Genomic DNA, 23,419 nt, shown 5'->3' with positions numbered 1-23,419 from the left:
AAAAGTGCTTATACGTATATTATGTTAATTAAAGTATATAATTTTAAAATATAACTTAATATAGTTCTATATAACTAAATAAAAGGGGTTCGATGCGTGAAATCGTGCATAAAAATTCATAATCACTCATTGGAACATACTGCCTCAGCAAGGGACGCAATCGGCTGTCTTTGAATCCTTATAAAAGTTTTTATCGGAAAGGAGAATTTTGTGCTGAGCTATACTGGAGAACGAGTTATTCCCGAGATGATGAACCCGATGAACGGCCTGCTGCTTGAGCACATCGCGCGCTATCATTTCGCGATTGAATATGCGCAAGGGAGAGTATTAGATCTGGCGTGCGGAGTGGGATACGGGGCGCAACTTTTGGCCAAGGCGAAAAACAAGGAGATTGAAGAGGTGGTAGCCATTGACTCGGATGCTGAAGCAATCCGTTATGCCAAACACAGGTATTATCATCCTAAAGTAAATTTCTTACAGGATGACGCGTTAAATCCCCGGCTTCCTCAAAAACTCGGCACATTCGATGCCATCATTTCTTTTGAAACGATCGAACATCTGTCAGATGAAAAAAGATTTCTTGATTCGTTGTATGAATTGCTGAAACCCGGCGGCCTGCTGATTCTTTCTACGCCATTTGGACTCGGAAGAGGAAAGCCGTGCGAAGCAGAATTCCATGTCCATCAATTAAGCTGGAGTGAATTCCATGAACTGTTCGGTGAGTATGCCGAGAGGGATTTTTATTACCAAAAGGGAGTCCTGATTGAACCGCCAAGAAACAAGATTCATTACCCGATCGGCATCGCAGTTTGCCGCAAGTAAAAATAATGGCAATAAGTGTATTTAAGAAAAGAAATAGCCAAAGGTGAGGAATATCAATCCTCTTCCTTTGGCTATTTTGTCTGTTTAACAGAAATTGCAGTGCTCAATTTTTCAGCCTTATTCAGCTTCCATATAAGTTGAACTAATAATTTATAGTAGCCGATATTCCGCAAAACAGCTTCGCTTGCCTGGGGGCTCGCGCTGAGCTAACTCGGTCTCGTTTCACTTCGTCCGAGTGGATCTCAGCACTTCGCTTGGTCCCCTGGGCGTCTTCGCTGTTTTGCTCCATATCCTAGAGATTTCTCTCAGAGCAGGCGAATGCCGACGGAGCAAAAGACGAGTAGTCTTCTCGGGTTATTGCGGGAGGCAAAGTGTGCCACACGAAGATGGCACCTCCTTTGCGACTAGCTTGTGCAGGAGCATATTCTTTGCCCTTGTCCAAAGCGCCAAAGCGGTCTATAAAGTGAAATTCTTTAGTTCAACTTATATACCTTAAAAAATATTCACATACACTGTATCCGGTAAGTGCCGCGGCCTGCTTCTTTGGATGCGTACATCGCAATATCGGCGTTTTTTAAAATGGAGGAAACAGTTGCTTCTGCAATTGGCGTTATGGCGATGCCCATGCTCGAAGTGACTTCCAGGGAGTCAGCTTGCGCCGCCCATGACTGGGCCATAGACTGCTGGATTTTCTGTGCCATCATTCCTGCTTGTTCCCTGGTTTTAACCTCCGGCAGCAGCAGAATGAATTCGTCGCCGCCGAGCCGAACTGCGACATCCTTCTTGCCGATGCTTTGGAGCAGGCGTCTGCCGAATTCCTGGATAACGGAATCTCCGACATCGTGCCCCAGGTCGTCGTTGATATTTTTAAAAAGGTCGATGTCGAGAAGACAGACCGTTAACGCGTCGTCGGGGGAAGAGTGTTCGATTATATCCGAAATCCGTTCTTTTAAAAATCGTCGATTGGGCAAACCGGTCAATGAATCGTGATAGGCATAATGGTGCAATTGTTCCTCGCGTTCTTTATGCAGCGTTATATCCTGCGTGATTGTGAGCATATGGACAAATTGCTGGTGTTCATCGAAAATCGGCGTACCTTGGACCTCTGCCCAAACCCAGCCTCGCGATTTGTGCTGTAGCCGGACCTCCAGGATATATGTTTTCGCTTCCATAATCGCCAGCGAAAAAGCCTTTCTTACTTGCGGAATATCATCCGGATGAACATTATCGAAAGGCGGTTTTTCCATATACTCTTGGGGGTCCAGACCGTATATGCGCTTGCTTGAGGGTGAGACGTAAATGGTTTCTCCTTCATGATCCATCAGGACAATGACGTCATGGGCATTTTCGGCGATTACCTTAAAGCGGTTTTCACTTTCGACATATTGGCGGCCGATCTTGTCCAATTCTGTCATGTTCTTAAGTGTTGCGTGAACTCCTACAATTTTCCCTTTCACTTCGACGGGGGAGAAGTGGACCAATACAGCAACCGGCTCTTCGTGCTTTCCTGAGAATTTTGTGCGAAAATCCTGTGAATCTCCGTCCAAAGCAAGCGTGAAATAGTTATTTAATAGTTGTTCATCACTTTTGGGAACATGATGCAAAAATTCTGTGCCAATCAAGTCATTCAGCGGGGAATTCGTAAGTTTTTCAACTGCTGGGTTACCAGCAAGAATTTGGCCATTTAGATCAAGGGAGAAAATGGCGTCTGTATTGTTCTCGTATAGCGAGCGGTAGCGGGACCGGCTTTCGGTCAGCCGCCCCCAAGCCTCCATGCTGTCGATTCCGGCCAGACGTTCTCCGGTGATGTCTTTGACTATCCCGATAATGTGAGCGCATTTTCCCGTTTCATCAAAAACCGGTGTCAACGTGGTCTCTGAATACATGGCTTCCCCTGCGGGAGTGGTAAAGCTATCTTCGAAAACGATATTTTCATCTGTTTCCAACACCTTGCCGTACTGTCCGTTTAATAAGCGGGCCATGTCTGAACTGTGAGATTCATGAAATGATTTGCCAAGATCTTCTTGCGTCAAAGGGGTTCTTTCAAAAACCGCCTTGTTGAAAAAAACATATTTGAAAACGGAACCGTCTTCGACACTGACCATAAATACCATGTCTTTTATTACTTCCATCAAAACCGTGCTAAAGGGGAGCGTGGTTGTTTTACTCATGTGTCTTGTTTTCCCTTCTCAATTCTCACATTGGTGAATATTTTTATGATCATTTATGTAAAATGAGTATGTTGCAAGCTATTCAATGAGCAATTTTTTGGTTGGGAACAGATGGCCGGCCTTCAGATATTTTGCTTCAAAGTCTGCGGTTTTCATTGGCCTGTCATATAAATACCCTTGAAAAATACTGCAGTCGTTTGCCAACAGGAAATCTGCTTCTTCAACACGTTCAACGCCTTCAGCCACTAACTCGCATTCGATGCTCGTGGCCAGGTGGATCAAGGATTTCAATACAGCTTCCGATTTCGGGTTCTGGCCGATTTTTTGCACGAAAAATCGATCGATTTTGATTTTGGTGATCGGGAAATGGGTAAGGTAGGAAATCATCGAAAAGCCGGTGCCAAAATCATCGATGGCAATGGACATCCCCTTCGATTGACACAGCAGAAGATTTTCCAATGTTTTCGATGAATAAGTCAATTCCGCCTGTTCAGTAATTTCGATTTCAATCAATTTCGGATCAATTTTATATCGGTCCATCAATTCAATAAATTCTGCGAAAAAATCTGAGTTACTGAGAAGTGAAGCCGTCATATTGATCGCTGTCCGCAGCTTCCAGTCGAATTTCTCTTCCCATACTTTCATTTGTGTAAACACTTCGGTCAGCAGATGTGAAGTCAGTGCGACAATCTGTCCGGTCTCTTCAGCCACTTGGATAAATTCTGGAGGGGAGATTGTCCCGAGCTCCGGATGAGACCAGCGGGAAAGTACTTCTGCGCCAACAACTCTGCCCGACAGTCCGTCAATCTGCGGCTGAAGGGTGAAATAAAACCCGTTTGTTTTCAAATTGCCGTCGAGCCCTTCCTCAATGATTGCCCGTCGATTCCGCTGTGTGATCATTTTTGGAAGAAAATACGAATGCGTTGTGCCATGTGAAGTTTTGGCTTCAGCCATCGCGATTTCAGCAAATGAAAGCAATTCATCCAGTGTCGAAGCATTGAAAGGGTGGCTGGAAATTCCGGTGCTGGAACTGATGTTGACCTTTTGTTCATTGTCCAAAAATATGGGTTTGTAAAAAATCCCTTCAAGCTGTTCAATGATTTCTTCAAGTTTCTCGCCACTCGTGGTTTCCCGGACAATTAAAAAGTCACTGCTGTCAGAGCGCCCGATATGGCATGATTCACTGGACAATGTTTTCAAATCTTCTGCGACTTTTTTCATGATGATGTCGCCTGCATTATGAGTGTATAGAGAGTTGATGAAGTTCAGGTTATCGATTGCCACGTGAAAGATGGAGAACTTCTTCCCCTGCTCCAATAAGGAATCGATTTTTTGCATGATTAACTTTCGGTTGGGCAAGCGAGTCAAATAATCATAAAAAGCAAATTCCGTCAATTGGACTTCTGTTTTTTTCTTTTCGCTCACATCCTGGAAATAGACGGACAAGCCGCCTTTTGACAGCGGACAGGCTTTTACCTGGAACCATTTATCAAGCGGTTCATAATAATCGACAAATTCCACTATGACCTGCTCCGTCAATGCCCGCCTGTAATGAAGCGGGAAGTTTGTCTCCAAAGCCTCCGGGAAAAGCGTAAATAAGTTCCAACCAGTCGCTTGTCCCCGTTTGTATTCCAGGATCTCCTCGGCAATCTCATTCATATAAATTACTTGAAGGTGATCATCTAATAGGTAGAAACCTTCTGTCATGCTTTCCAACACGATTTCGGCGGTAATGGGATGAGTTGATTCAAGAGATAGTGGTTTGTGGTGAATTATAGCGCCTGAAACTTGGCCAGAGGCGAATTTAACGCCTTTTACTTTCACCTGCAGCCATTGAGTTTCTCCATTTCCCAAAAGAAAAGGATACATCTGCCTGTGTTCAGTGAGTTCATCCGCCAACACTTGTTTGATGAAATCCAGTTCATTTAATTTGCCGCGGCTTTCCAATTGCTCGAAATAATCAGACCCGGGTTTCCATATCGACTCTCTTACTTCATGTTCTATGCAAAAATCTATCCATGCCTGGTTCACTCTTAATATTTTTCCGTTTTCATCTATGGCGATTAGGAACTCGTCGATTGTATTGATCCAGTCCTGAATTTCCCCGTGATGCTTTTCCAATAAATACACATCCTTTTAACACCGATTAGCAATTCTATTCCATCTCGCAATTTTTAGGTCGTCTTAACTTGGATGAATTGGTGATTTTTTCGAAAAAGTGGCTACTTGAAAATAGTATGATGGCAAATTTTTATTTGAATTCTATGTAATTAAGAAGCTTAACTTCAATTGTCTTTCCTACAAAATTTTTCAAGTTTTTTGGATCAACTTCAGACAAGGTAGGTTTTCTTTTGAAGATAATCATCAAATTTCTCCTTTTTATATTTAATTTAATACTAAGATAGTATCTTTATTGTTCGCTCTAAGCATCATATACCCATTAGAGGTATATGTAGATAGGTTTAAATGCCTAACTTTAAGTATTTTTAATATAAAATTCCCTATATGAATTTAACTTGTTAATTTTCTGCAATTAAAATTTGTAAAAATGACATTTTGAGTAAATATATTTCTTTCTGCATTTGTTAGTTGGTATTTATTCCCGGATAAAATGACTTTAAGCAAACCCTTGAACATATAAGCATATGCTGATATGATGTTTTTAGTTCGAGAATAGATGCAATAAACAAGGACTATAAAAAATAATAAAGACAGCGAATGAGGTGAAGTTAAAGATGGCAGTTACAGTGAAAGAAATTGAAATTGAAAAAGCCGGCCTGGTCCTCAAGTTGATGGGGGATAAGACGAGGCTTGCGATGATGAAACTGTTGGAAAAGAACGATTGCTGCGTCTGTGAATTTGTGGAGATATTTGGGATCAGCCAGTCGGCCATCAGCCAGCATCTACGCAAACTCCGGGATGTCGGGTTGGTGAAAGAAAAACGGAAAGGCCAATGGATCTTTTATTCATTGAACACCGAGAGTGAAACGTACGAAATGGTTTTGCGGATCCTGGAATTTATTCCAAGCCAGGACGAACGCATCAAAGAGTTGGAAAAACAAGGACTGAGAATCAGTTGTGAATAGCGGAGGGAATTAAATGGGAGAAGGTATTTTGGCATCGTTGATTTTCCTCATCACTCTGATACTCGTCATTTGGCAGCCGCGCAACCTTTCCATCGGTTGGTCAGCCATTGGCGGAGCAGTAGTTGCTTTATTGGTAGGAGTAGTTGATTTTCAAGATGTAGCAGATGTTACAGGTATAGTTTGGAACGCAACACTGGCGTTTATCGCCATTATCATCATCTCGTTGATTTTGGACGAGATCGGATTTTTTGAGTGGGCAGCATTACATATGGCCCGCATTGCAAAAGGAAACGGTTTGCGCATGTTTATTTTCGTCAGCATTCTTGGTGCGCTGGTCGCGGCCCTTTTTGCGAATGACGGAGCCGCGTTAATTTTGACGCCGATCGTGTTGGCGATGGTCCGAAATTTGAATTTCTCGGAAAAAATGATATTTCCGTTCATCATCGCCAGCGGATTTATTGCCGACACCACCTCATTGCCATTGGTGGTCAGCAACCTGGTGAACATCGTTTCCGCCGACTTTTTCGGCATCGGATTCGTGGAATACGCTTCAAGAATGGTAGTACCGAATCTTTTTGCTTTGGTATCCAGTATTTTAGTATTGTACTTATTTTTCCGCAAGGATATCCCGAAAAATTATGAAATGAAAAACTTGAAGATACCGAACGATGCCATCAGAGACCACAAAATGTTCCGCTTGTCGTGGGCAGTGTTGGCCGTATTATTAATCGGCTATTTCTCAAGCGAATTTATCGGCGTTCCCGTTTCCATTGTGGCCGGCATCATCGCCATTTTCTTCCTGCTGATGGCCCAAAAGAGTCCAGCTGTCCGCACGCGCGTTGTGTTGCGCGGCGCACCGTGGAGCATCGTCTTTTTCTCACTCGGTATGTATGTCGTCGTTTACGGGCTGCGAAATGTCGGATTGACGAGCATCTTGTCCGACGTCATTCAGACTGCGGCCGATCAGGGCTTGTTTGTCGCCACGATGTCGATGGGCTTTATCGCCGCCATCCTGTCCTCGGTGATGAATAATATGCCAACGGTGATGATCAATGCGCTCGCCATTTCGGAGACGCAAACAAGCGGCACCATCCGTGAAGCATTGATCTATGCAAATATCATCGGTTCGGATCTGGGTCCAAAAATCACACCAATCGGTTCACTTGCCACATTGCTGTGGCTTCATGTCCTGTCATTAAAAGGTGTGAAAATCTCATGGGGTACATATTTCAAAGTCGGGATTATCCTGACAATCCCAACCCTTATCGCGACGCTGACCGGCTTGTATTTATGGTTATTGGTTCTATAGGTAAAGATATAAATGCTTCGCCGCTAAGGAGATGTATTTGCCGAGATCCACTTTCTGAGATATGGAGCAAAACAGCGCAGACTCCTGGATCTCAGCGCGAGCCAAGTGTTGGCCGAAGGTAGTTCGGCCGACGCTTTGCGACGAAGCAGCGCAGCGATGCAGGAGCACGGGGTTTGGAAAGCAAGCTGTTTTGCGGAATATCGGTTCCTACAGATTATTAATTCTACTTATTTATATAGAAGAAAAGGAGTTTTTAAAATGACGAAAAAAACATTGTACTTCCTATGCACAGGTAATTCATGCCGCAGCCAGATGGCAGAAGGCTGGGGGAAACAGATTCTTGGTGACGAATGGCAAGTGCTGAGTGCGGGCATTGAAGCGCATGGTTTGAACCCGAACGCAGTAAAAGCGATGAACGAAGTGGACATCGATATTTCGGAACAAACATCCGACATCATCGACACCGAGATTTTAAACAACGCAGATTTCGTCGTCACTTTATGCGGCGATGCTGCCGACAAATGCCCGATGACGCCGCCGCATGTTAAACGCGATCACTGGGGCTTTACAGATCCGGCAAAAGCGGAAGGAACCGAAGAAGAGAAGTGGACCGTTTTCCAGAATGTCCGTGACGAAATCGGGGAACGTATCCGCAAATTCGCCGAAACAGGACAGTAACAATGAAGTGAAAAGAAAGCCTGACCTTATGTCAGGCTTTCTCTGGCAATATGATATCAGTATAGACGAATACTTTAATAGAGGAGGAACCAACATGAAAAAAGTTGAAATTTTTGATCCCGCAATGTGCTGTTCAACCGGTGTTTGCGGACCTGTTGTCGATCCTGATTTGACCCGCGTTGCATCGGCTGTTTATTCGCTGGAGAAAAAAGGTTTCCAAATTGACCGCTATAATTTAAGCAATGACCCAAGTGCTTTTGTGGAAAATCAAAAAGTGAATCAGGCATTGGCTGATGGAGGACCGGATGCACTGCCGCTCGTACTCGTTGACGGCGAAATCGTGAAAACGGCAGAATACCCAACAAATGACGAACTGGCCCAGTGGTTCGGCACGACACCTGCGGAGCTGCAGGAAAAACCGCGCGTCCGCGTTTCTGTTGAATTCGGCAAATAAAGGAGAGATTCTGATGCATTCATCGTTCAATCCCAAAAAGATGGCATTGACGCCATTCCTGTTTTTCACCGGAAAAGGCGGTGTCGGCAAAACATCGACTGCTTGTGCTACAGCAGTTGCGCTTGCCGACCAAGGGAAAAAAGTGCTGCTCGTCAGCACCGATCCCGCTTCGAATCTGCAAGATGTGCTGGAAGTGGAATTGACAAATGAACCGGTGGCGATTGCCGCGGTCGACAATTTGTTTGCCTGCAATATTGATCCGGAAGAATCGGCACGTGCCTATAAGGAAACGGTAGTTGGCCCGTACCGCGGCAAATTGCCGGATGCCGTCCTGGCGACGATGGAAGAACAATTATCGGGCGCTTGCACGGTGGAAATCGCCGCTTTTGATGAATTTTCACATTTACTGGCGGATGAAACCATTTTGGAACGATACGATCATGTCTTGTTTGATACAGCACCAACCGGCCATACGCTTCGCCTCCTGCAATTGCCGACGGCGTGGAGCGGATTTTTGGAAGAAAGTACGCACGGCGCCTCCTGTTTGGGGCCGCTTGCGGGGCTTGAAGGCAAAAAAGAAATGTACGCTAAGGCGGTCGCATCGCTTTCCGATCGTGACAAGACAACTTTACTGCTGGTTGCACGTCCGGATAACTCATCTTTGCTCGAAGCGGACCGTGCTTCTGCGGAATTGAAAGAGATCGGCATCAAAAACCAATTGCTCATCGTCAACGGGTTGCTGCAGACGCATCGTGCGGATGATGAAGTGTCAACAGCGTTTTATAATCGCCAGCGAGCGGCATTGAGTAAAACGCCTCAAGGTTTAAAACAAATTATGGCCTATTCATTGCCATTTGTGTCGTATTCGCTGACAGGAATCCAGAATCTGCGTTATCTGTTCAGTTCTTATGCCATTACAACGTCAGACACGTCAGACACAACGGATTTGGTCGCAGACCTTCCGGGGTTGAATGGAGTGATTGCCGATTTTTCGGAAAAAAATACACGCGTCATCTTCACGATGGGCAAAGGCGGCGTCGGCAAGACATCGATTGCCTCCGCGATTGCAGTGGGCTTGTCTGAAAAAGGACATCGCGTCCATTTGACGACGACGGATCCTGCTGCACATCTTGCTTATACATTTGAAGGCAGTGGTGTGAAAGAGCATTTTTCAATCAGCAGCATCAATCCGCAAATTGAAGTGGAGCGCTATAAGAAAGCGGTTCTCGAAAATGCAGGGAACGGGCTGACGGAAGAAGAGGTGGCTTACCTGAAGGAAGATTTGGAATCGCCGTGCACCGAAGAAATTGCTTTGTTCCAGGCGTTTGCCGCAGTCGTGGAAAAGTCAGAGAATGAGATTGTCGTGATCGATACGGCACCGACTGGCCACACGCTGCTCCTGCTGGATTCGACGGAAGCCTATCACAAAGAAATGAGCCGTTCGACCGGTGACGTACCGGAAAATGTGAAAAAGCTCTTGCCGCGCTTGCGTAACCCGGAGGAAACCGGGGTGGTCATCGTCACATTGGCTGAAGCAACGCCAGTTCTCGAGGCCGCGCGTCTGCAAGAAGACTTGAAGCGTGCCGGCATCGATCCGAAATGGTGGGTCATCAACCAAAGCCTGGCGGCAACGGATACGACAGATCCTGTCCTGAGAGGCCGTGCGAATTCCGAGGCGCAATGGATTGCCAAAGTGAACGACGAACTGGCGGCCAATTGCGCTGTTATTCCATGGCTGCAGGAAGAAAAAATCGGTTACCAGCAATTGAAGGAATTTATTCTATAGGACCCTTAGGAAGGCGGAAACAAAATGACCAAAGAATATCAGGAACTCGTAAAGGATCGCATTTTCATCGGTGGAGCGGCAGATGCACCAATCGCGGCGGAATCGGAAGGAATCGATGTTGTCGTTGACCTGCGCGCTGAAGTTCCCGATGGCGATTACCGCTATCTCCGGATCCACAGCCCGATTGTGGACGACTCGCTTGAACAGCAGGATGATTCGGTCAAGAATGCGATCGAGCAGGTAGTGGATGCCTATAACGATGGCAAAAAGGTCTATTTCCATTGCGCGGGCGGCAGCAACCGCACAGGTGCTGTCGCAATCGGCACACTGCTCGCTCTTGATAAAGCGGACAGCATCGAAGAAGCGGAACTTCAGGCGACTTCCGTGCGAGAGAAGATAAGTGTCAAAGAGCCTTTGAAAGAATCACTGGCAAGAATTTTTCCGTCAGCATAATAAATACGAGTGACAATAGAAAAGGAGAGATGAAACAAATGATGATCACGAATGAAGCAAAACAATATATCGAGTCTATCTTGGAAGAGCAAAATGCCGAAAGCCTGCGGATTTACGCAACAGCTGGATGCTGCGGCCCACAAATCGGCATGTCTTTGGATGCGCCGGAATCAACAGATGAGCTGACTGATGTCAACGGCATCCGCATGGCCATTGCACCGGAAGCGAAAGAGGCAGTGGAAAGTTTAACATTGGATTTTGAGGAGCAAGGCGAGCAAGCCGGCTTGGTGATGATCGGTGCGCCGAGCGGCTGTTAAATAATGAATGAGAAGAAAGAAGACCAGACGGCGCCGAATGCGCTGTCTGGTCTTTTTTATTATTAGCTTTATATAGAAGGGGCCTTTATTCCTCGTTCTCCAGATCTTCTATTAATCTTTTCATTTCAGCAATCTCTTCCCGTTGTGCTTCGATGATTGAATCAGCAAGCTCACGGACACGGGGATCTGAAATATCCGCGCGTTCACTTGTCAGGATGGCAATCGAGTGATGGGGAATCATTGCTTTCATCCAGCCTTCGTCTTCGATTAGAACCTGGCTGCGCACAAGCCACAGCGATAGGGCGAACACGACGGCGGCGCCGGCCAAAATAATGGAATTGACCTTTTTGTTCTTGTACATCGGCCACATGAATAGCATCATAACGATGGCCATGACGGATCCCATGATCAACGCCATATAAAGTCTGGTTTCACTATATGTGATGTGGTTGAATTGGAAGACATTCAAGTACATCAACCAGTACATAAGAAAAGTGGAAGTCCCAATCATGACGCCGAATTTTGCGTATTTGTTCATCAATTTTCCTCCTCATATAATTTTTAAAAATAATGGCAGTGGTTTTTGTTAAAACCGAATATTGGCCTTCCTTATTTGTATACCATTAGAATCACCGGATAAACTCCATAGAAAATGCATAATTCCCATTAGAAATGCCGGCTTGCGCTAAGTGACTGGGTTCTAACAATTTGTAAATACATAAAAACGCTGATCCATTTAAAGATCAGCGCTTACTTTTTTGTTATTTTATTCTACCGGTGAAAGTTCAGCTTCTGTCACCCATTTGTGATTCGTGACCTGGTCACCGCCATCTAAAGGCATGAAATCAATCATGTAGACAGTGGTCTCGTCAGCAGAATCGATTGTCACCCTTGCTCCATTCATTCCGGCCATATGGTCAGCGGAAACTGTCGCTTCGTCGCCAGCCTTCAGTGGTTCGCTGCCTGGGTTCTCAAGTTCCTCGTGTATGACCCATTTGTGGTTTTTTACAGGGTTGCCGCCATCGGTAGGCGTATAGGAAATGGCATAAACTATTGTGTCGTAAGCTCCGACAACCGTCGCTTCGGCCCCGCTCATGCCGCTCATATGATCTGCTTCAATGTTTACTTGGGTTCCAACTTCGAATGTCGGATTTTGGGCTTCCTGTAAATTATCAGGAACTTCTCCTGATCCTGAATGATCCATACCCATATGACCGTCATCTTCGTCCATCTCGTCAATCGGCATATCTTCCGTATCCATATGTTCTTGAGGTGCTTCATTAATTGTATTGCATGCGCTTAATAGCAAAATCGACAAAAGCGTCAGTAGTGCTATCAATAATCTATTCGATAACATCGATATCCCTCTTTCCTTATTTTCTCCTACTTTACTTAAAAACAATGCATATTGTGTGCAGGAAAGGTTACAGTTTGAAGGAAATAGATAGAAGAAACTGCACAAAAAGTTCAAACTTTTCCGTTACACTGAAGAGGAAGTGTTTTGACAATGAAGTTCCGTTAAATTGTTCTATAAAATCAAATCCGACGACTTTCAAGTGCAGCCGGCTTTTTTCGGTGAAAGCACTCCGATAAGTGGCAAAGAGGGATGCTATGTTAAACAGACTTGCATTAAAAATTGGCTTATTGTTTTTTGTATTCATCATCATCATCGAATCGGTGCTATTTTTGACACTCTATTTTACTTTTGTCGATGAGCGGTTGGATGAAGTCATGACCAATTTATTGGCTCGTGGAAACACCCATAGTGAAGTTTTGGAAGACAGCTTTGAGCCTGATACTTTGAACCATGTGGCCTTGATGGAGTCGGCTTCTGATTTTATCGTGATCATTACAGATGCAGCGGGCAATGAGCTGGCGCATTCTGATTCGATAGAATCTGAGATGAGAGATGTGCTTGAACATACCGACTTCGAAAAAATACCGCAGGAAGGGCTGATTGTCGAAGACCGGTGGGACGAAAAAGAGTTTATTGCCACGGACAGCCCGATTACGATTGAAGGCGAACATCGCGGACACGTGTTCATGTTTGCGGAAACAAACCACATCAAGAAAATGGTCAGTGATCTGAGAAATCAATTCCTGATTGTGGGGCTGATTGCCATCGCTCTGACTGTCATCACGATTTTTCTGTTGTCGCGATTGATTACGCTGCCTTTGATCCGGATGAAACAAGCGACAGAGCAATTAAGCAAAGGAAACAATCAGGTGAAACTTACGATCGACCGAAACGATGAATTGGGTGGACTGGCAAACGCCATTACGACTTTATCGAATGACCTGGACCGTTTGAAAAACGAGCGCAATGAATTTTTGGCCAGCATCTCGCACGAATTGCGTACACCATTGACCTATATTAAGGGCTATGCCGATATTGCAAGCCGATCGGGCGTTTCTGAGGAAGAAAAGAACGAATATATGGAAATTATCCGCGAAGAGACAGCCAATTTAACCGTGTTGATCCAGCGTTTATTCGAATTGGCGCAGCTGGATCATAATAAATTTGAAATAGAAAAAGAAGATTTTTCCTTGGATATGCTTTTTCGTTCTGTTGTGGATCTTGTCCGACCGGCCTTTCAAGAGAAAAAAATCTCACTGGCCACTCAGTCTGATCCAAACATTACGGCTTACGTTGATCCAAAGCGAATCCAGCAGGTGCTGATTAATGTCTTGGATAACGCACGGAAACACTCATTTGAAGGCCAAAAGGTGACACTCGGGGGAATACGGAGTGAAGATAAGGTTGTAATCACCATCATCGATGAAGGAGAAGGTGTCCCGGAAGAAGACATTCCTTTTGTCTTCGAGCGATTGTATCGGGTGGATAAATCCAGATCCAGAGAATATGGCGGCAGCGGCCTTGGACTGGCGATTGCCAAAGAAATTGTCGAATCGCATGGAGGGTCAATCACGCTCGAAAGTGAGCGGGGGGAAGGGACCATCGTTCGGATCGAATTGGAAAGTGGGGATTCTCGTGAAGAAAGTTCTGTTGGTGGACGATGAAAAGCGGATGCTGGATTTATTGGAGCTGTATCTGAAACCGCATCATTATTTGTGCAAAAAAGCAGTGGGAGCATATGAAGCTCTCACTTATCTGGATATGGAAGCATTCGATATTGTCTTATTGGATATTATGATGCCGGAGATGGATGGCTGGGAACTATGCCGTGAAATCCGAAAATTTTCGGATGTGCCGATCATTATGCTCACAGCAAGAGAACAAAAAGAGGATATCATAAGAGGCTTGAACCTTGGTGCGGATGATTACATTACGAAACCTTTTAATGAAGAAGAATTGCTGGCGCGCATGGCCGCATTGCTTCGCAGAAGAACACCGGAAAATGTCATTGAAGTGAATGGTTTGTTATGGGAAGAAGAGCGGTTTGAACTCACCTACCAAAAACATGCCATTAAATTGACTCCAAAAGAGTTTTTAATGGTCGGGCACTTGATGAAACACCCCAATAAGGTGTTTACACGGGAACAGCTGATTCAGTTGATTTGGGGATTTGATTCGGAAACAGAAGGCCGAACAATCGATTCCCATGTACGCAACGTAAGGGAGAAAATCCGCCAATCAGGTTTTCCGATTGATGATTATTTCCTCACTGTGTGGGGGATCGGCTATAAATGGACCAATGGAGAGAAATGATTACATCGTGATAAAGACAGCTAACGGAGCAATATCCGGCTGTCTTTATTTTTTTTTGCATAATCCTAAATGGTATTGCAGCAAATCGGTTTCTCGACAATTTCTCGATAATCTGGTTTTATAATGGATTAAGGGTAAACTGGAAGTAAGAAAAATGTGGCTGAGAGGTGAGTCCGTTGGCAAAACACGAAGGAAACCATCACGATCACCATGAAACTCCAGACGAAACAGAACCAAAAAGTCATTCAGCAGATCAGTATGAAGATGACACGACGATACAGGGGCAACAGAAAGAACCTGATCACCGCGACCATGAACATCAAGGCCACGGCGATATGGTGGAGGATTTCAAAAAACGTTTTTATATTTCACTGATGCTCACCATTCCGATTCTGGCACTGTCCCCGATGATCCAGCATTTTATGGGTGTCGACTGGCGTTTTGACAACGATATGTATATTTTATTTGCCTTATCGACCGTGGTGTTCTTTTATGGCGGCTGGCCGTTTCTGACAGGCGGGATCGCGGAACTGAAAGAGCGCAACCCGGGTATGATGACGCTGATTGCATTGGCGATTTCGATCGCCTATGGCTACAGTACGGTCGTGGTATTCGGCTGGGATGGCAATCAGCTGTTTTGGGAATTGGCGACGCTTGTCGTCATCATGCTGCTCGGCCACTGGATTGAAATGCGTTCCATCATGGGCGCATCGAACGCCCTGGAGCAATTGGTGAAATTAATGCCGAGTGAAGCGCATAAGCTGGATAAGCAGCATCAGGTGCGGGACGTTCCGTTATCAGAAATTCGCAACGGCGATTGGGTGTTGGTCAAACCCGGTGAAAAGGTGCCGGTCGACGGTATAATTGTCGAAGGGCAGTCGACCGTGGATGAATCGATGCTGACCGGCGAATCGATTCCGATTGAAAAAGAAGAAGGCGATGGAGTGATTGGCGGATCGGTGAACAAAGGCGGTTCGTTGGCCGTTGAAGTCCAGAAAACAGGGGAAGAATCCTATTTATCTCAAGTCATCACCATGGTCAAAGAAGCGCAGGAATCGAAATCCAAAACACAGGACTTAACAAACCGCGCCGCAAAATGGCTGTTTTATCTTGCACTGGTTGCCGGCTTCGTAACCTTGTTCACCTGGCTGGCGCTCGGCTATCCAATTGATACTGCGATTGAACGCATGGTCACCGTTATGGTCATCACTTGTCCTCACGCATTAGGGCTGGCCGCACCATTGGTCGTGGCTGTTTCCACTACGATTTCAGCGAAACAAGGCCTGCTGATACGAAACCGGGCCGATTTTGAAGGGGCCAGAAATCTCAACGCTGTCGTCTTTGACAAGACCGGAACTCTGACGTTAGGGGAGTTTGGGGTTATGGACATTTTTGCCGAAAACAACTATAGCGATGAGGAAGTGCTGCGGCTGGCAGCTGTCATCGAGCAAAATTCAGAGCACCCGATTGCAGCTGGAATCGTTACGTCCGCCAAAGAAAGAGGGATTGAAATTGGCAGAGTGACTGATTTTGCGTCGATTACGGGCAAAGGCATCCAAGGCCAAGTGGACGGACAGAAAGTCAACGTGGTCAGTCCGGGATACGTCAACAGCAACCGGTTAAGCTATAACCAGGAACTGTTCGAAGGACTGTCGGAAGAAGGTAAGACCGTCGTCTTCGTACTTGTAGAAGATGAACTTGCCGGCATGATTGCGCTGGCTGATATTGTGCGGGATACGGCAAAAGAAGCTGTGGCCGCCTTAAAGGCAAAAGGGATTCATTCGATTATGCTGACGGGCGACAATCAGAAGGTGGCAAACTGGGTGGCGGCGCAATTGGGAATTGATGAAGTTTATGCGGAAGTGCTGCCGGATGACAAAGCGAATCAGATCAAGCGGATCAAAGAAAAAGGCTGGCGAGTGGCGATGACCGGCGATGGTGTGAACGATGCACCGGCCCTTGCAACGGCGGATCTTGGCATCGCCATCGGAGCGGGAACAGATGTGGCAATGGAGACCGCCGACGTCGTCCTGGTGAGGAGCAACCCGAACGATGTCGTGGCATTGATCGAGCTCTCAAAAAAAACTTACCGCAAACTGGTGCAGAATTTATGGTGGGCGACCGGCTACAATATTTTCGCCATCCCGTTGGCTGCAGGTGTACTTGCGCCGTGGGGCATTATCGTAAGTCCGGCTGTCGGAGCCGTCTTTATGAGTGTGAGCACGGTAATCGTGGCCATCAATGCGAAATTGTTAAAGGCTTAAAGGAGCAATACGATTTGGATTAAGTTAAATCAGGAAATTCCGTTAAAATAAAAGTAAGAGGAGCAGTCCGTAACGGGCAGCTCCTCTTACTTTTATTTTTCCAGCGAATAGCCGATCTTATTCAACGCTGATTCGATGTCCATGACGTATTCGGTTTTGAGATCCATTAAATGGTCGCGAACTTCCGGCATTTGCACAAGCCATGGTGGCAATCCCGTCATCATGACTTTGATGCCCATGACGTTTAATCCGAGCACCAAATTTTTCAGGACGTCGGGGAAGCGATTTTCCAGCAGGACAATCTGCGATAAATCGATGATGAAAGATTCGCTGCCGTTTTTGGCTGCGTAACTCAAAGTATCTTCCATAATTTTTTGGGAGCGCTCCTCGTTGATGTTGCCTTGCAGTGACAGAATCGCCAGGCCTTTCTTGATCGGAATAATCGGAACGCTGAGCAATTCGATGTCGGCAATTGTATTGTCCAGGTGAATGATATAAGACAAAACTTCAGACATATTTGTCAAAAACTGAATATTTTTTTCGGTAAACTCTTTTTCTTCTTTATCCATGACACACAGAGTGCCGAATACGTTGCCATAGAAATCGCGGAGTGTCACCCCGAGAAATCCTTTGACTTCCAGCTGCTCTGTCACTTCCAACTCTTTTGTCAGATTGAATGAACCCAAATTATTCGTATGCATCGCTTCCTCATCACTTTGGATGATCAAGCGGCAATAGGTTCCATCGTAATCAACCTCATAGCCTTCAGGAATAATGTAATGGTCTTTATTGAATGAACTTATAACCTCCATGGCTTTTGGTCCTCGCTGCGTCACATAAGCGGTGTTCACATCCAACTCATCGGTGATTACTTCAAACAGTTTATAAGAAACTGCTCTTAGTGAATTATGAGTGGAGATTCTCTTCGTTTCGTGCATTTATCAAATTCCTCCTCGGTGGCTGCCGGCGGAAACGCTGAACCGAACTACTTCTTTTAACCCTATAATAAAAAACTTTCGGTGGTCAAGGCAAAAGCCCTTCACTTTATACTAGAGCCGGTCCCTCATCTGCTATAGACTGGGGATAGAAGGAATTTCTTTTACTGGAGGCTTGATCCGTAGAGAACGAGCTTTTCATGAATATAAATGTGAGCGGATGTTGAAAGGGGATTTCATATGCTGAATTTAAAATACTTGGATTTATTGGCGCAGAAATATGACAGCGAGGAAAAGGTGGCGACTGAAATCATCAACCTGGAAGCGATACTGGACCTGCCGAAGGGCACGGAGCATTTTGTCAGCGATTTGCACGGCGAGTACAATGCGTTCCAGCACGTGCTGCGCAACGGTTCCGGCAACGTGAAAGTGAAAATTCGGGATCTGTTCAAGGATGAATTAGGCGAAAAAGAGTTGAACGAATTTGCCACGCTGGTTTATTACCCGGAAGAGAAACTGCAATTGATCAAAAGTCATTTCACCAGCAAACGGGAATTGCGGGAGTGGTACATTGAAATCATCGAGCGCATGTTGAAACTGGTGTCCTATGCCGCGTCGAAATATACGCGGTCGAAATTGCGCAAGGCTTTGCCGAAACAGTTTGTTTACATCATTGAAGAACTGCTGTATAAAACGGACGAGTTCACGAATAAAAAAGACTATTACGCGAAGATGGTCGATCAGGTTATCGCGCTTGGCCAGGCGGATAAACTGATCGTGGGTCTCGCGTACACGATGCAGCGTTTGACGGTAGACCATCTTCATGTCGTCGGCGATATTTACGACCGGGGACCGGATCCGCATAAGATTATGGATACGCTTATCGATTACCATTCCGTCGACGTGCAATGGGGCAATCATGACGTGCTGTGGCTCGGGGCATTTTCCGGCTCCAAAGTATGCCTGGCGAACATCATTCGAATCTGTGCGCGGTATAACAACCTGGACATCATCGAAGATGTCTACGGCATCAATTTGCGGCCGCTGTTGAATTTGGCGGAATCGTATTACGAGGACAATCCGGCGTTTCACCCGAAACGAATTACCGGTGAAAACCTGACAGAACAGGAACAATTGCAGATCACGAAAATCCACCAGGCCATTTCCATCATTCAATTCAAGCTGGAAAGCCCGATTATCAAAAGACGTGCGTGTTTTGATATGGAAGACCGCCTGCTGCTGGAAAAAGTGGATTACGAAAGGAATGAAATAACGCTTCACGGCAAAACGTATCCGCTCGTAAACTCTTGTTTTGCAACAATCGATCCGGAGCAGCCCGAGAAATTATTGGACGAAGAACAGCAAGTCATCGATAAATTGCTGTTTTCCATTCAGCATTCCGAGAAGCTGGCACGGCATATGAATTTCCTGATGAAAAAAGGCGCCCTTTATTTGCAGTACAATGGCAATCTGCTGATCCACGGCTGCATTCCGCTGGAAGAAAACGGCGATATGAAAGAGATGGAGATCGAAGGCAAAAGTTACGCCGGCCGCGAATTGCTTAATGTGTTTGAGCAGTATTTGCGCCATGCGTTTGCCCATCCGGAAGAAACCGACGATTTTGCGACTGATATGGCGTGGTACCAGTGGACCGGTGAAAATTCCTCTCTGTTTGGCAAGCGTGAGATGACGACGTTTGAACGCTATTTCATCAAAGAGAAAGAGACACATAAAGAACGGAAAAATCCGTATTACTATTTGCGCGAAGATGAAGACATGTGCCGCAAGATGCTCGCTGAATTCGATTTGAATCCGGAGCATGGCCGCATCATCAATGGCCATACGCCGGTAAAAGAAATTGACGGTGAAAACCCAATCAAGGCGAACGGCAAGATGATCGTCATCGACGGAGGATTCTCAAAAGCCTATCAGTCCACAACTGGAATCGCCGGTTACACGCTCCTTTACAATTCCTACGGCATGCAGCTTGTCGCCCATCAGCTGTTCACTTCGAAAGATGAAGTGTTGAGCGACGGCACCGACGTCTTGTCCATCAAGCGCCTGGTCGACGAAGAGCTGGAGCGGAAAAAGGTGCGCGAAACCAATATCGGCAGCCAGCTCCAGCAGGAAATTGCGAACTTGAACAGCCTGCGGAAGCATCGGTATATGGATTAGAGCTTGGAAGTTAGACACCTCCAAACGGAAGACTCTTTTGAGTTTTTCGTTCGGGGGTTTTTTAATATTGGGCAACAAAAAGAGGGGCTGAGTTGTGTGAAAAGGAGAGTTGGGCATATAAGCGGGAAAGTTGGGCATAAACCGGCCGAAGTTGGGCATATATCGACTAAAGTTGGGCATAAAAAAATCCGATTCCAATCCAGGCAGAATCATCCCTTTAGGGGTGGTACTTTTCATTCATTTTAGATAAAAATATGAGCTGTTGAATTGTGAAAAGAGCCAGTTGGGAATAAAAGCAGCAAAGTTGGGAGTAAATCGTTGGAAGTTGGGAGTAAATCAGGCAAAGTTGGGAGTAAACAAAAATGCCGCCCATAATCCAACAGAACCAATCAAAGCCCCATAGACAAATGGATGCTTTTCGCAGGCGAAAAGCGAAAAACCGTTCAAGTGAATTTTCTACTCAAGAAAAGCTACCCGTTGGATTACGAAGAAGAAACGAAATACCAAAATTCATCGAGCTTCACTATTTCTTTGAAATCTCCACCAAACGAGCCGGATTGCGGTTTTTTTCCATTCGGCGAATAAACAAAACCGGAGAATCCATCCAACACTCCTCGGAAAGTGAAGAATAAAACAGAATAACTTTCATCCTGATTTTCAATTACTACATCTCCCCCACCGTTTGATAAGTGCTCATATTGGTCGGGTAAGTGTATGAGTGAAGGATTATATGAAACATTCGGTTTAAAGGTTCCATCCTGGATTTTGTAAATCACCTCATCTCTTTCCGATTTGTTGGTCTTAAAATCTCTGTCTAATGCAATCTGGTTAAATGGAATGAGAAGCAGCAATAGTATAGTAATTATCTGTAATCCGAACGGCTTCCAATCTTTTTTCTTAACTAGCCAAATGACGGACACGATAAAAATGACCAAGAAAAATCCATAGACGAATGCCCATATAAAAGGCATAAAAAAAGGTGTGAATATCCCGACAAGATTCCACTGGAAAAATTGCAGGAAAACGATGAGTAAGCAACTAAAAATAGATAAGCACAATAACAATAACTTCACATTAACACCTCAAAACAAGTAATCTTCCCGTATTTCTGGAATATGTATTTCATTTATTCGATCAACGACAGAGTTAATTCATATAGTTAAATCCTCAAGCGAATTTTTCAACTTCAGTGATAGTCTTGTTGTTTATTAATCTAAAGTATATCTGAAGTTTTCTGAAAATAAATGGCGGCAGAAGAAAATTTTGGATATAGTGGAAAGAAAGTTAGGGATAGAAGTCAATATCCTGGCCAGTTAAAACGGCGGCAGCTGGAATTTAAAAGCGCCAATCAGCCTTCGTGCAAACTGTTGGAGAAACTGGGCATGACATTGGATCGGAAAGTGTTGCGCTTCGGAGCAGAACAGTCGGTTTATGTTATCCAATCGCATTCGAACGTGTAGAACAAGGATTATCAAATGCTTTTATAGAATGTTTTAAGCACCAAGCAAAAGGCAGGATGTGCTGAAAATGATCAAAACGCCTATTCATTTAATAGAAGAAGTTGTTTTTTCAAATCAGGATTCTGGCATTGCAGAATATTCGATTCGTGATGCGGACTGGCGGGACCAGGGTGGACTGGTTTTATATGTGTTTGCCAAGAATAAAAGCTGGATCATCGTTAAAAATGATTGGATACTGTCTCCAATCCGTGACGATAACGCTTTTATCCGCTGGCTTGATGGAGAACGGCTGCTTCTCGTACGGCGCAAAAGCAACAGCCATGAACCCAATGTCTTCATCCTGAAGCTGGATGGTGAAATTATTGATTCCTTTCACGCAGGCGATGCGATTGAAGGTGTGGTGGTCGTGCCGGCAGGAGTTTGGATCAGCTATTATTACGGAGGATTTCGGAAAGGCTTGCCCAACGAAAAACTGATCTTGTTCGATTTGAAAGGATTTCCCATTTTCAAATACAAAACTGACTTGCAAAACAAGCCTGACATCCTCGAAATACTGGCGTTGGTTGAGGGCCAGGATTCGTCAATCTGGGTGGTTCCTTTGATGAAACCGTTGCTGAAAATCGTTCCGGAGTCGAAGACCTTTACCGTCTACGAAGACCCGAAACTGGTGAATGCCGGAACTTTTGCCCTTAGCATCCGCGGGGATTTCATCTATTTTGTCCTGGAAGATACTGAATGGGTCTATGCCTGCCGACTCGGCGAAGAGGAAGCGCAACCCATCGGCAAAATCAAAGGAGTATCGCGAGGGCTCGGACCGGGGGAATTGTATGATTTTATTGCTTATCCGAGGGGTGGCGGGGAAGTGAAGTTGTACCGCATCGAGAATAAAGAAGAGTATTTTTTGGCGTAAGAGCTTGAGGAGAAAATGTAATAATAATAGGGGTAAGCATCAATGACAAGAACACGATTAAACCATGACGTTAAAGGATAGTTGGTTCATTTAGATAATCGTAGGAGTTATTAAAATATCTGCATTAAAAAATGCAAATACACAAATAAGGAAGTGCACAACAATGGAATTTGAAACCGTCATGCAGGAACTCGAGGCTTTAAGCAAAGAACGGATGAAGAAAATATACATGTCGAACGGCGCGCGGGAGCCGCTTTTTGGCGTGACGACAGGCGAGATGAAACCGATTGCCAAGAAAATAAAGATCGATCAGGAGTTGGCCGAGAAACTTTATGCGACAGGCAATTACGATGCGATGTATTTTGCGGGCATCATTGCCGATCCGAAAGCGATGACTGCAGCGGATTATGATCGTTGGATGGATTCAGCGTATTTTTACATGATCTCTGATTTTGTGGTGGCGGTGACGTTGTCGGAATCGGATATTGCGCAGGAAGTGGCCGACAAATGGATCGCGAGCGGCGAGGAGCTTCGGATGTCAGCGGGCTGGAGCTGTTATTGCTGGCTCCTCGGCAGCCGCAAAGACGAGGAGTTTTCGGAAAGCAAAATTTCTGACATGCTTGACCTTGCAAAAGACACGATCCACGATGCGCCGGAACGCACAAAGTCAGCCATGAATAATTTTATCGGCACTGTGGGAGTTTCATACAAACCCTTGACCGAAAAGGCGCTCCAGACGGCGAAGCAGGTGGGAACCGTAGAGCTCAAAAAGGACAACAAGAAGAGCAGTTTCCTGAACGCTTCCCCAACTATCGAGAAAGCGATGGAAAAAGACCGAATCGGCTTCAAGCGCAAATACGTGAGATGCTGAACTTAACAGATTGTCGAGTAGGGGTTAATAAAACTCCGGCTTTTTTCTAGAAAAATAT

20 protein-coding genes are annotated in these 23,419 nt (G+C 45.3%); 14 read left to right on the top strand and 6 right to left on the bottom strand.

Going from position 1 to position 23,419, the window contains the following annotated elements; all coding sequences use genetic code 11:
* Positions 1-210 precede the first annotated feature (210 nt).
* The gene (locus DHX103_RS07025) at positions 211-822 is read left to right on the top strand and encodes a class I SAM-dependent methyltransferase (protein WP_422124561.1); all 612 of its coding nucleotides are present in this window, start codon (positions 211-213) and stop codon (positions 820-822) included.
* Between the two features lie 503 nt (positions 823-1,325).
* On the opposite strand, the gene DHX103_RS07020 is transcribed toward DHX103_RS07025, so the two are convergent.
* Entirely contained in the window at positions 1,326-2,954 is a 1,629-nt protein-coding gene (locus DHX103_RS07020; protein ID WP_422124560.1) for a diguanylate cyclase domain-containing protein, read from the bottom strand.
* Between the two features lie 117 nt (positions 2,955-3,071).
* Entirely contained in the window at positions 3,072-5,114 is a 2,043-nt protein-coding gene (locus DHX103_RS07015; protein WP_422124559.1) for an EAL domain-containing protein, read from the bottom strand.
* Positions 5,115-5,728: 614 nt separating this feature from the next.
* Here DHX103_RS07015 and DHX103_RS07010 point away from each other — a divergent pair.
* The 7 genes from DHX103_RS07010 (at position 5,729) to DHX103_RS06980 (ending at position 11,076) form a co-directional block, all read left to right on the top strand.
* Complete coding sequence (locus tag DHX103_RS07010) at positions 5,729-6,079, top strand: ArsR/SmtB family transcription factor (RefSeq protein ID WP_422124558.1); 351 nt, start codon at positions 5,729-5,731, stop codon at positions 6,077-6,079.
* Positions 6,080-6,092: 13 nt separating this feature from the next.
* Positions 6,093-7,388, top strand: coding sequence for an arsenic transporter (locus DHX103_RS07005; RefSeq protein ID WP_422124557.1), 1,296 nt, complete (start codon positions 6,093-6,095; stop codon positions 7,386-7,388).
* 258 nt (positions 7,389-7,646) lie between these two features.
* Entirely contained in the window at positions 7,647-8,066 is a 420-nt protein-coding gene (gene arsC / locus DHX103_RS07000; RefSeq protein ID WP_422124556.1) for an arsenate reductase (thioredoxin), read from the top strand.
* Positions 8,067-8,160: 94 nt separating this feature from the next.
* Positions 8,161-8,520 carry an arsenite efflux transporter metallochaperone ArsD gene (gene arsD, locus DHX103_RS06995; RefSeq protein WP_422124555.1) on the top strand — a complete coding sequence of 120 codons (360 nt, stop codon included), beginning with the start codon at positions 8,161-8,163 and terminating at the stop codon, positions 8,518-8,520.
* Between the two features lie 13 nt (positions 8,521-8,533).
* On the top strand, positions 8,534-10,306 hold the full coding sequence (arsA, locus tag DHX103_RS06990; RefSeq protein WP_422124554.1) for an arsenical pump-driving ATPase: 1,773 nt from the start codon (positions 8,534-8,536) through the stop codon (positions 10,304-10,306).
* A 24-nt stretch (positions 10,307-10,330) separates the two neighbouring features.
* Positions 10,331-10,759: a protein-tyrosine phosphatase family protein gene (locus DHX103_RS06985; protein WP_422124553.1), complete on the top strand. Its 429-nt coding sequence runs from the start codon at positions 10,331-10,333 to the stop codon at positions 10,757-10,759.
* 38 nt (positions 10,760-10,797) lie between these two features.
* The gene (locus DHX103_RS06980) at positions 10,798-11,076 is read left to right on the top strand and encodes an iron-sulfur cluster biosynthesis family protein (protein ID WP_422124552.1); all 279 of its coding nucleotides are present in this window, start codon (positions 10,798-10,800) and stop codon (positions 11,074-11,076) included.
* An 85-nt stretch (positions 11,077-11,161) separates the two neighbouring features.
* Here the strand turns inward: DHX103_RS06980 and DHX103_RS06975 are convergent, their stop codons facing one another.
* Together DHX103_RS06975 and DHX103_RS06970 are read right to left on the bottom strand one after the other, a co-directional pair.
* Positions 11,162-11,614, bottom strand: a complete 453-nt coding sequence (locus tag DHX103_RS06975; RefSeq protein ID WP_422124551.1) for a DUF305 domain-containing protein — start codon at positions 11,612-11,614, stop codon at positions 11,162-11,164.
* Between the two features lie 228 nt (positions 11,615-11,842).
* Entirely contained in the window at positions 11,843-12,433 is a 591-nt protein-coding gene (locus DHX103_RS06970) for a YdhK family protein (protein ID WP_422124550.1), read from the bottom strand.
* Between the two features lie 254 nt (positions 12,434-12,687).
* On the opposite strand from DHX103_RS06970, the gene DHX103_RS06965 reads away from it, so the two are divergent.
* The 3 genes from DHX103_RS06965 to DHX103_RS06955 all read left to right on the top strand — a co-directional run bounded on the left by DHX103_RS06965 (position 12,688) and on the right by DHX103_RS06955 (position 17,010).
* Positions 12,688-14,097 carry a sensor histidine kinase gene (locus tag DHX103_RS06965; protein WP_422124549.1) on the top strand — a complete coding sequence of 470 codons (1,410 nt, stop codon included), beginning with the start codon at positions 12,688-12,690 and terminating at the stop codon, positions 14,095-14,097.
* The gene (locus tag DHX103_RS06960) at positions 14,069-14,746 is read left to right on the top strand and encodes a response regulator transcription factor (RefSeq protein WP_422124548.1); all 678 of its coding nucleotides are present in this window, start codon (positions 14,069-14,071) and stop codon (positions 14,744-14,746) included. Before DHX103_RS06965 ends, DHX103_RS06960 begins: the two co-directional genes overlap by 29 nt.
* Before the next feature lie 551 nt (positions 14,747-15,297).
* Entirely contained in the window at positions 15,298-17,010 is a 1,713-nt protein-coding gene (locus tag DHX103_RS06955; RefSeq protein WP_422124735.1) for a heavy metal translocating P-type ATPase, read from the top strand.
* Positions 17,011-17,102: 92 nt separating this feature from the next.
* On the opposite strand, the gene DHX103_RS06950 is transcribed toward DHX103_RS06955, so the two are convergent.
* Positions 17,103-17,948, bottom strand: a complete 846-nt coding sequence (locus DHX103_RS06950; RefSeq protein WP_422124547.1) for a GAF domain-containing protein — start codon at positions 17,946-17,948, stop codon at positions 17,103-17,105.
* A gap of 240 nt (positions 17,949-18,188) precedes the next feature.
* Between DHX103_RS06950 and DHX103_RS06945 the strand changes: the two genes are divergently transcribed.
* Entirely contained in the window at positions 18,189-20,120 is a 1,932-nt protein-coding gene (locus tag DHX103_RS06945; RefSeq protein WP_422124734.1) for a fructose-1,6-bisphosphatase, read from the top strand.
* A gap of 482 nt (positions 20,121-20,602) precedes the next feature.
* On the opposite strand, the gene DHX103_RS06940 is transcribed toward DHX103_RS06945, so the two are convergent.
* Positions 20,603-21,193 (bottom strand): hypothetical protein, encoded by a 591-nt coding sequence (locus tag DHX103_RS06940; RefSeq protein ID WP_422124546.1) that lies wholly within the window; start codon positions 21,191-21,193, stop codon positions 20,603-20,605.
* A 454-nt stretch (positions 21,194-21,647) separates the two neighbouring features.
* On the opposite strand from DHX103_RS06940, the gene DHX103_RS06935 reads away from it, so the two are divergent.
* Together DHX103_RS06935 and DHX103_RS06930 are read left to right on the top strand one after the other, a co-directional pair.
* Positions 21,648-22,490, top strand: coding sequence for a hypothetical protein (locus tag DHX103_RS06935; protein ID WP_422124545.1), 843 nt, complete (start codon positions 21,648-21,650; stop codon positions 22,488-22,490).
* 163 nt (positions 22,491-22,653) lie between these two features.
* A complete protein-coding gene (locus DHX103_RS06930; protein ID WP_422124544.1) occupies positions 22,654-23,361 on the top strand; it encodes a DNA alkylation repair protein in 708 nt (235 codons plus the stop codon).
* Positions 23,362-23,419 lie beyond the last annotated feature (58 nt).

Source organism: Planococcus daihaiensis, from assembly GCF_049262615.1.
In the GTDB taxonomy this organism is placed as follows: Bacteria; Bacillota; Bacilli; order Bacillales_A; family Planococcaceae; genus Planococcus.
Note: the sequence above shows the minus strand (reverse complement) of the source record. Positions and strands in the feature narration are given on the sequence as shown.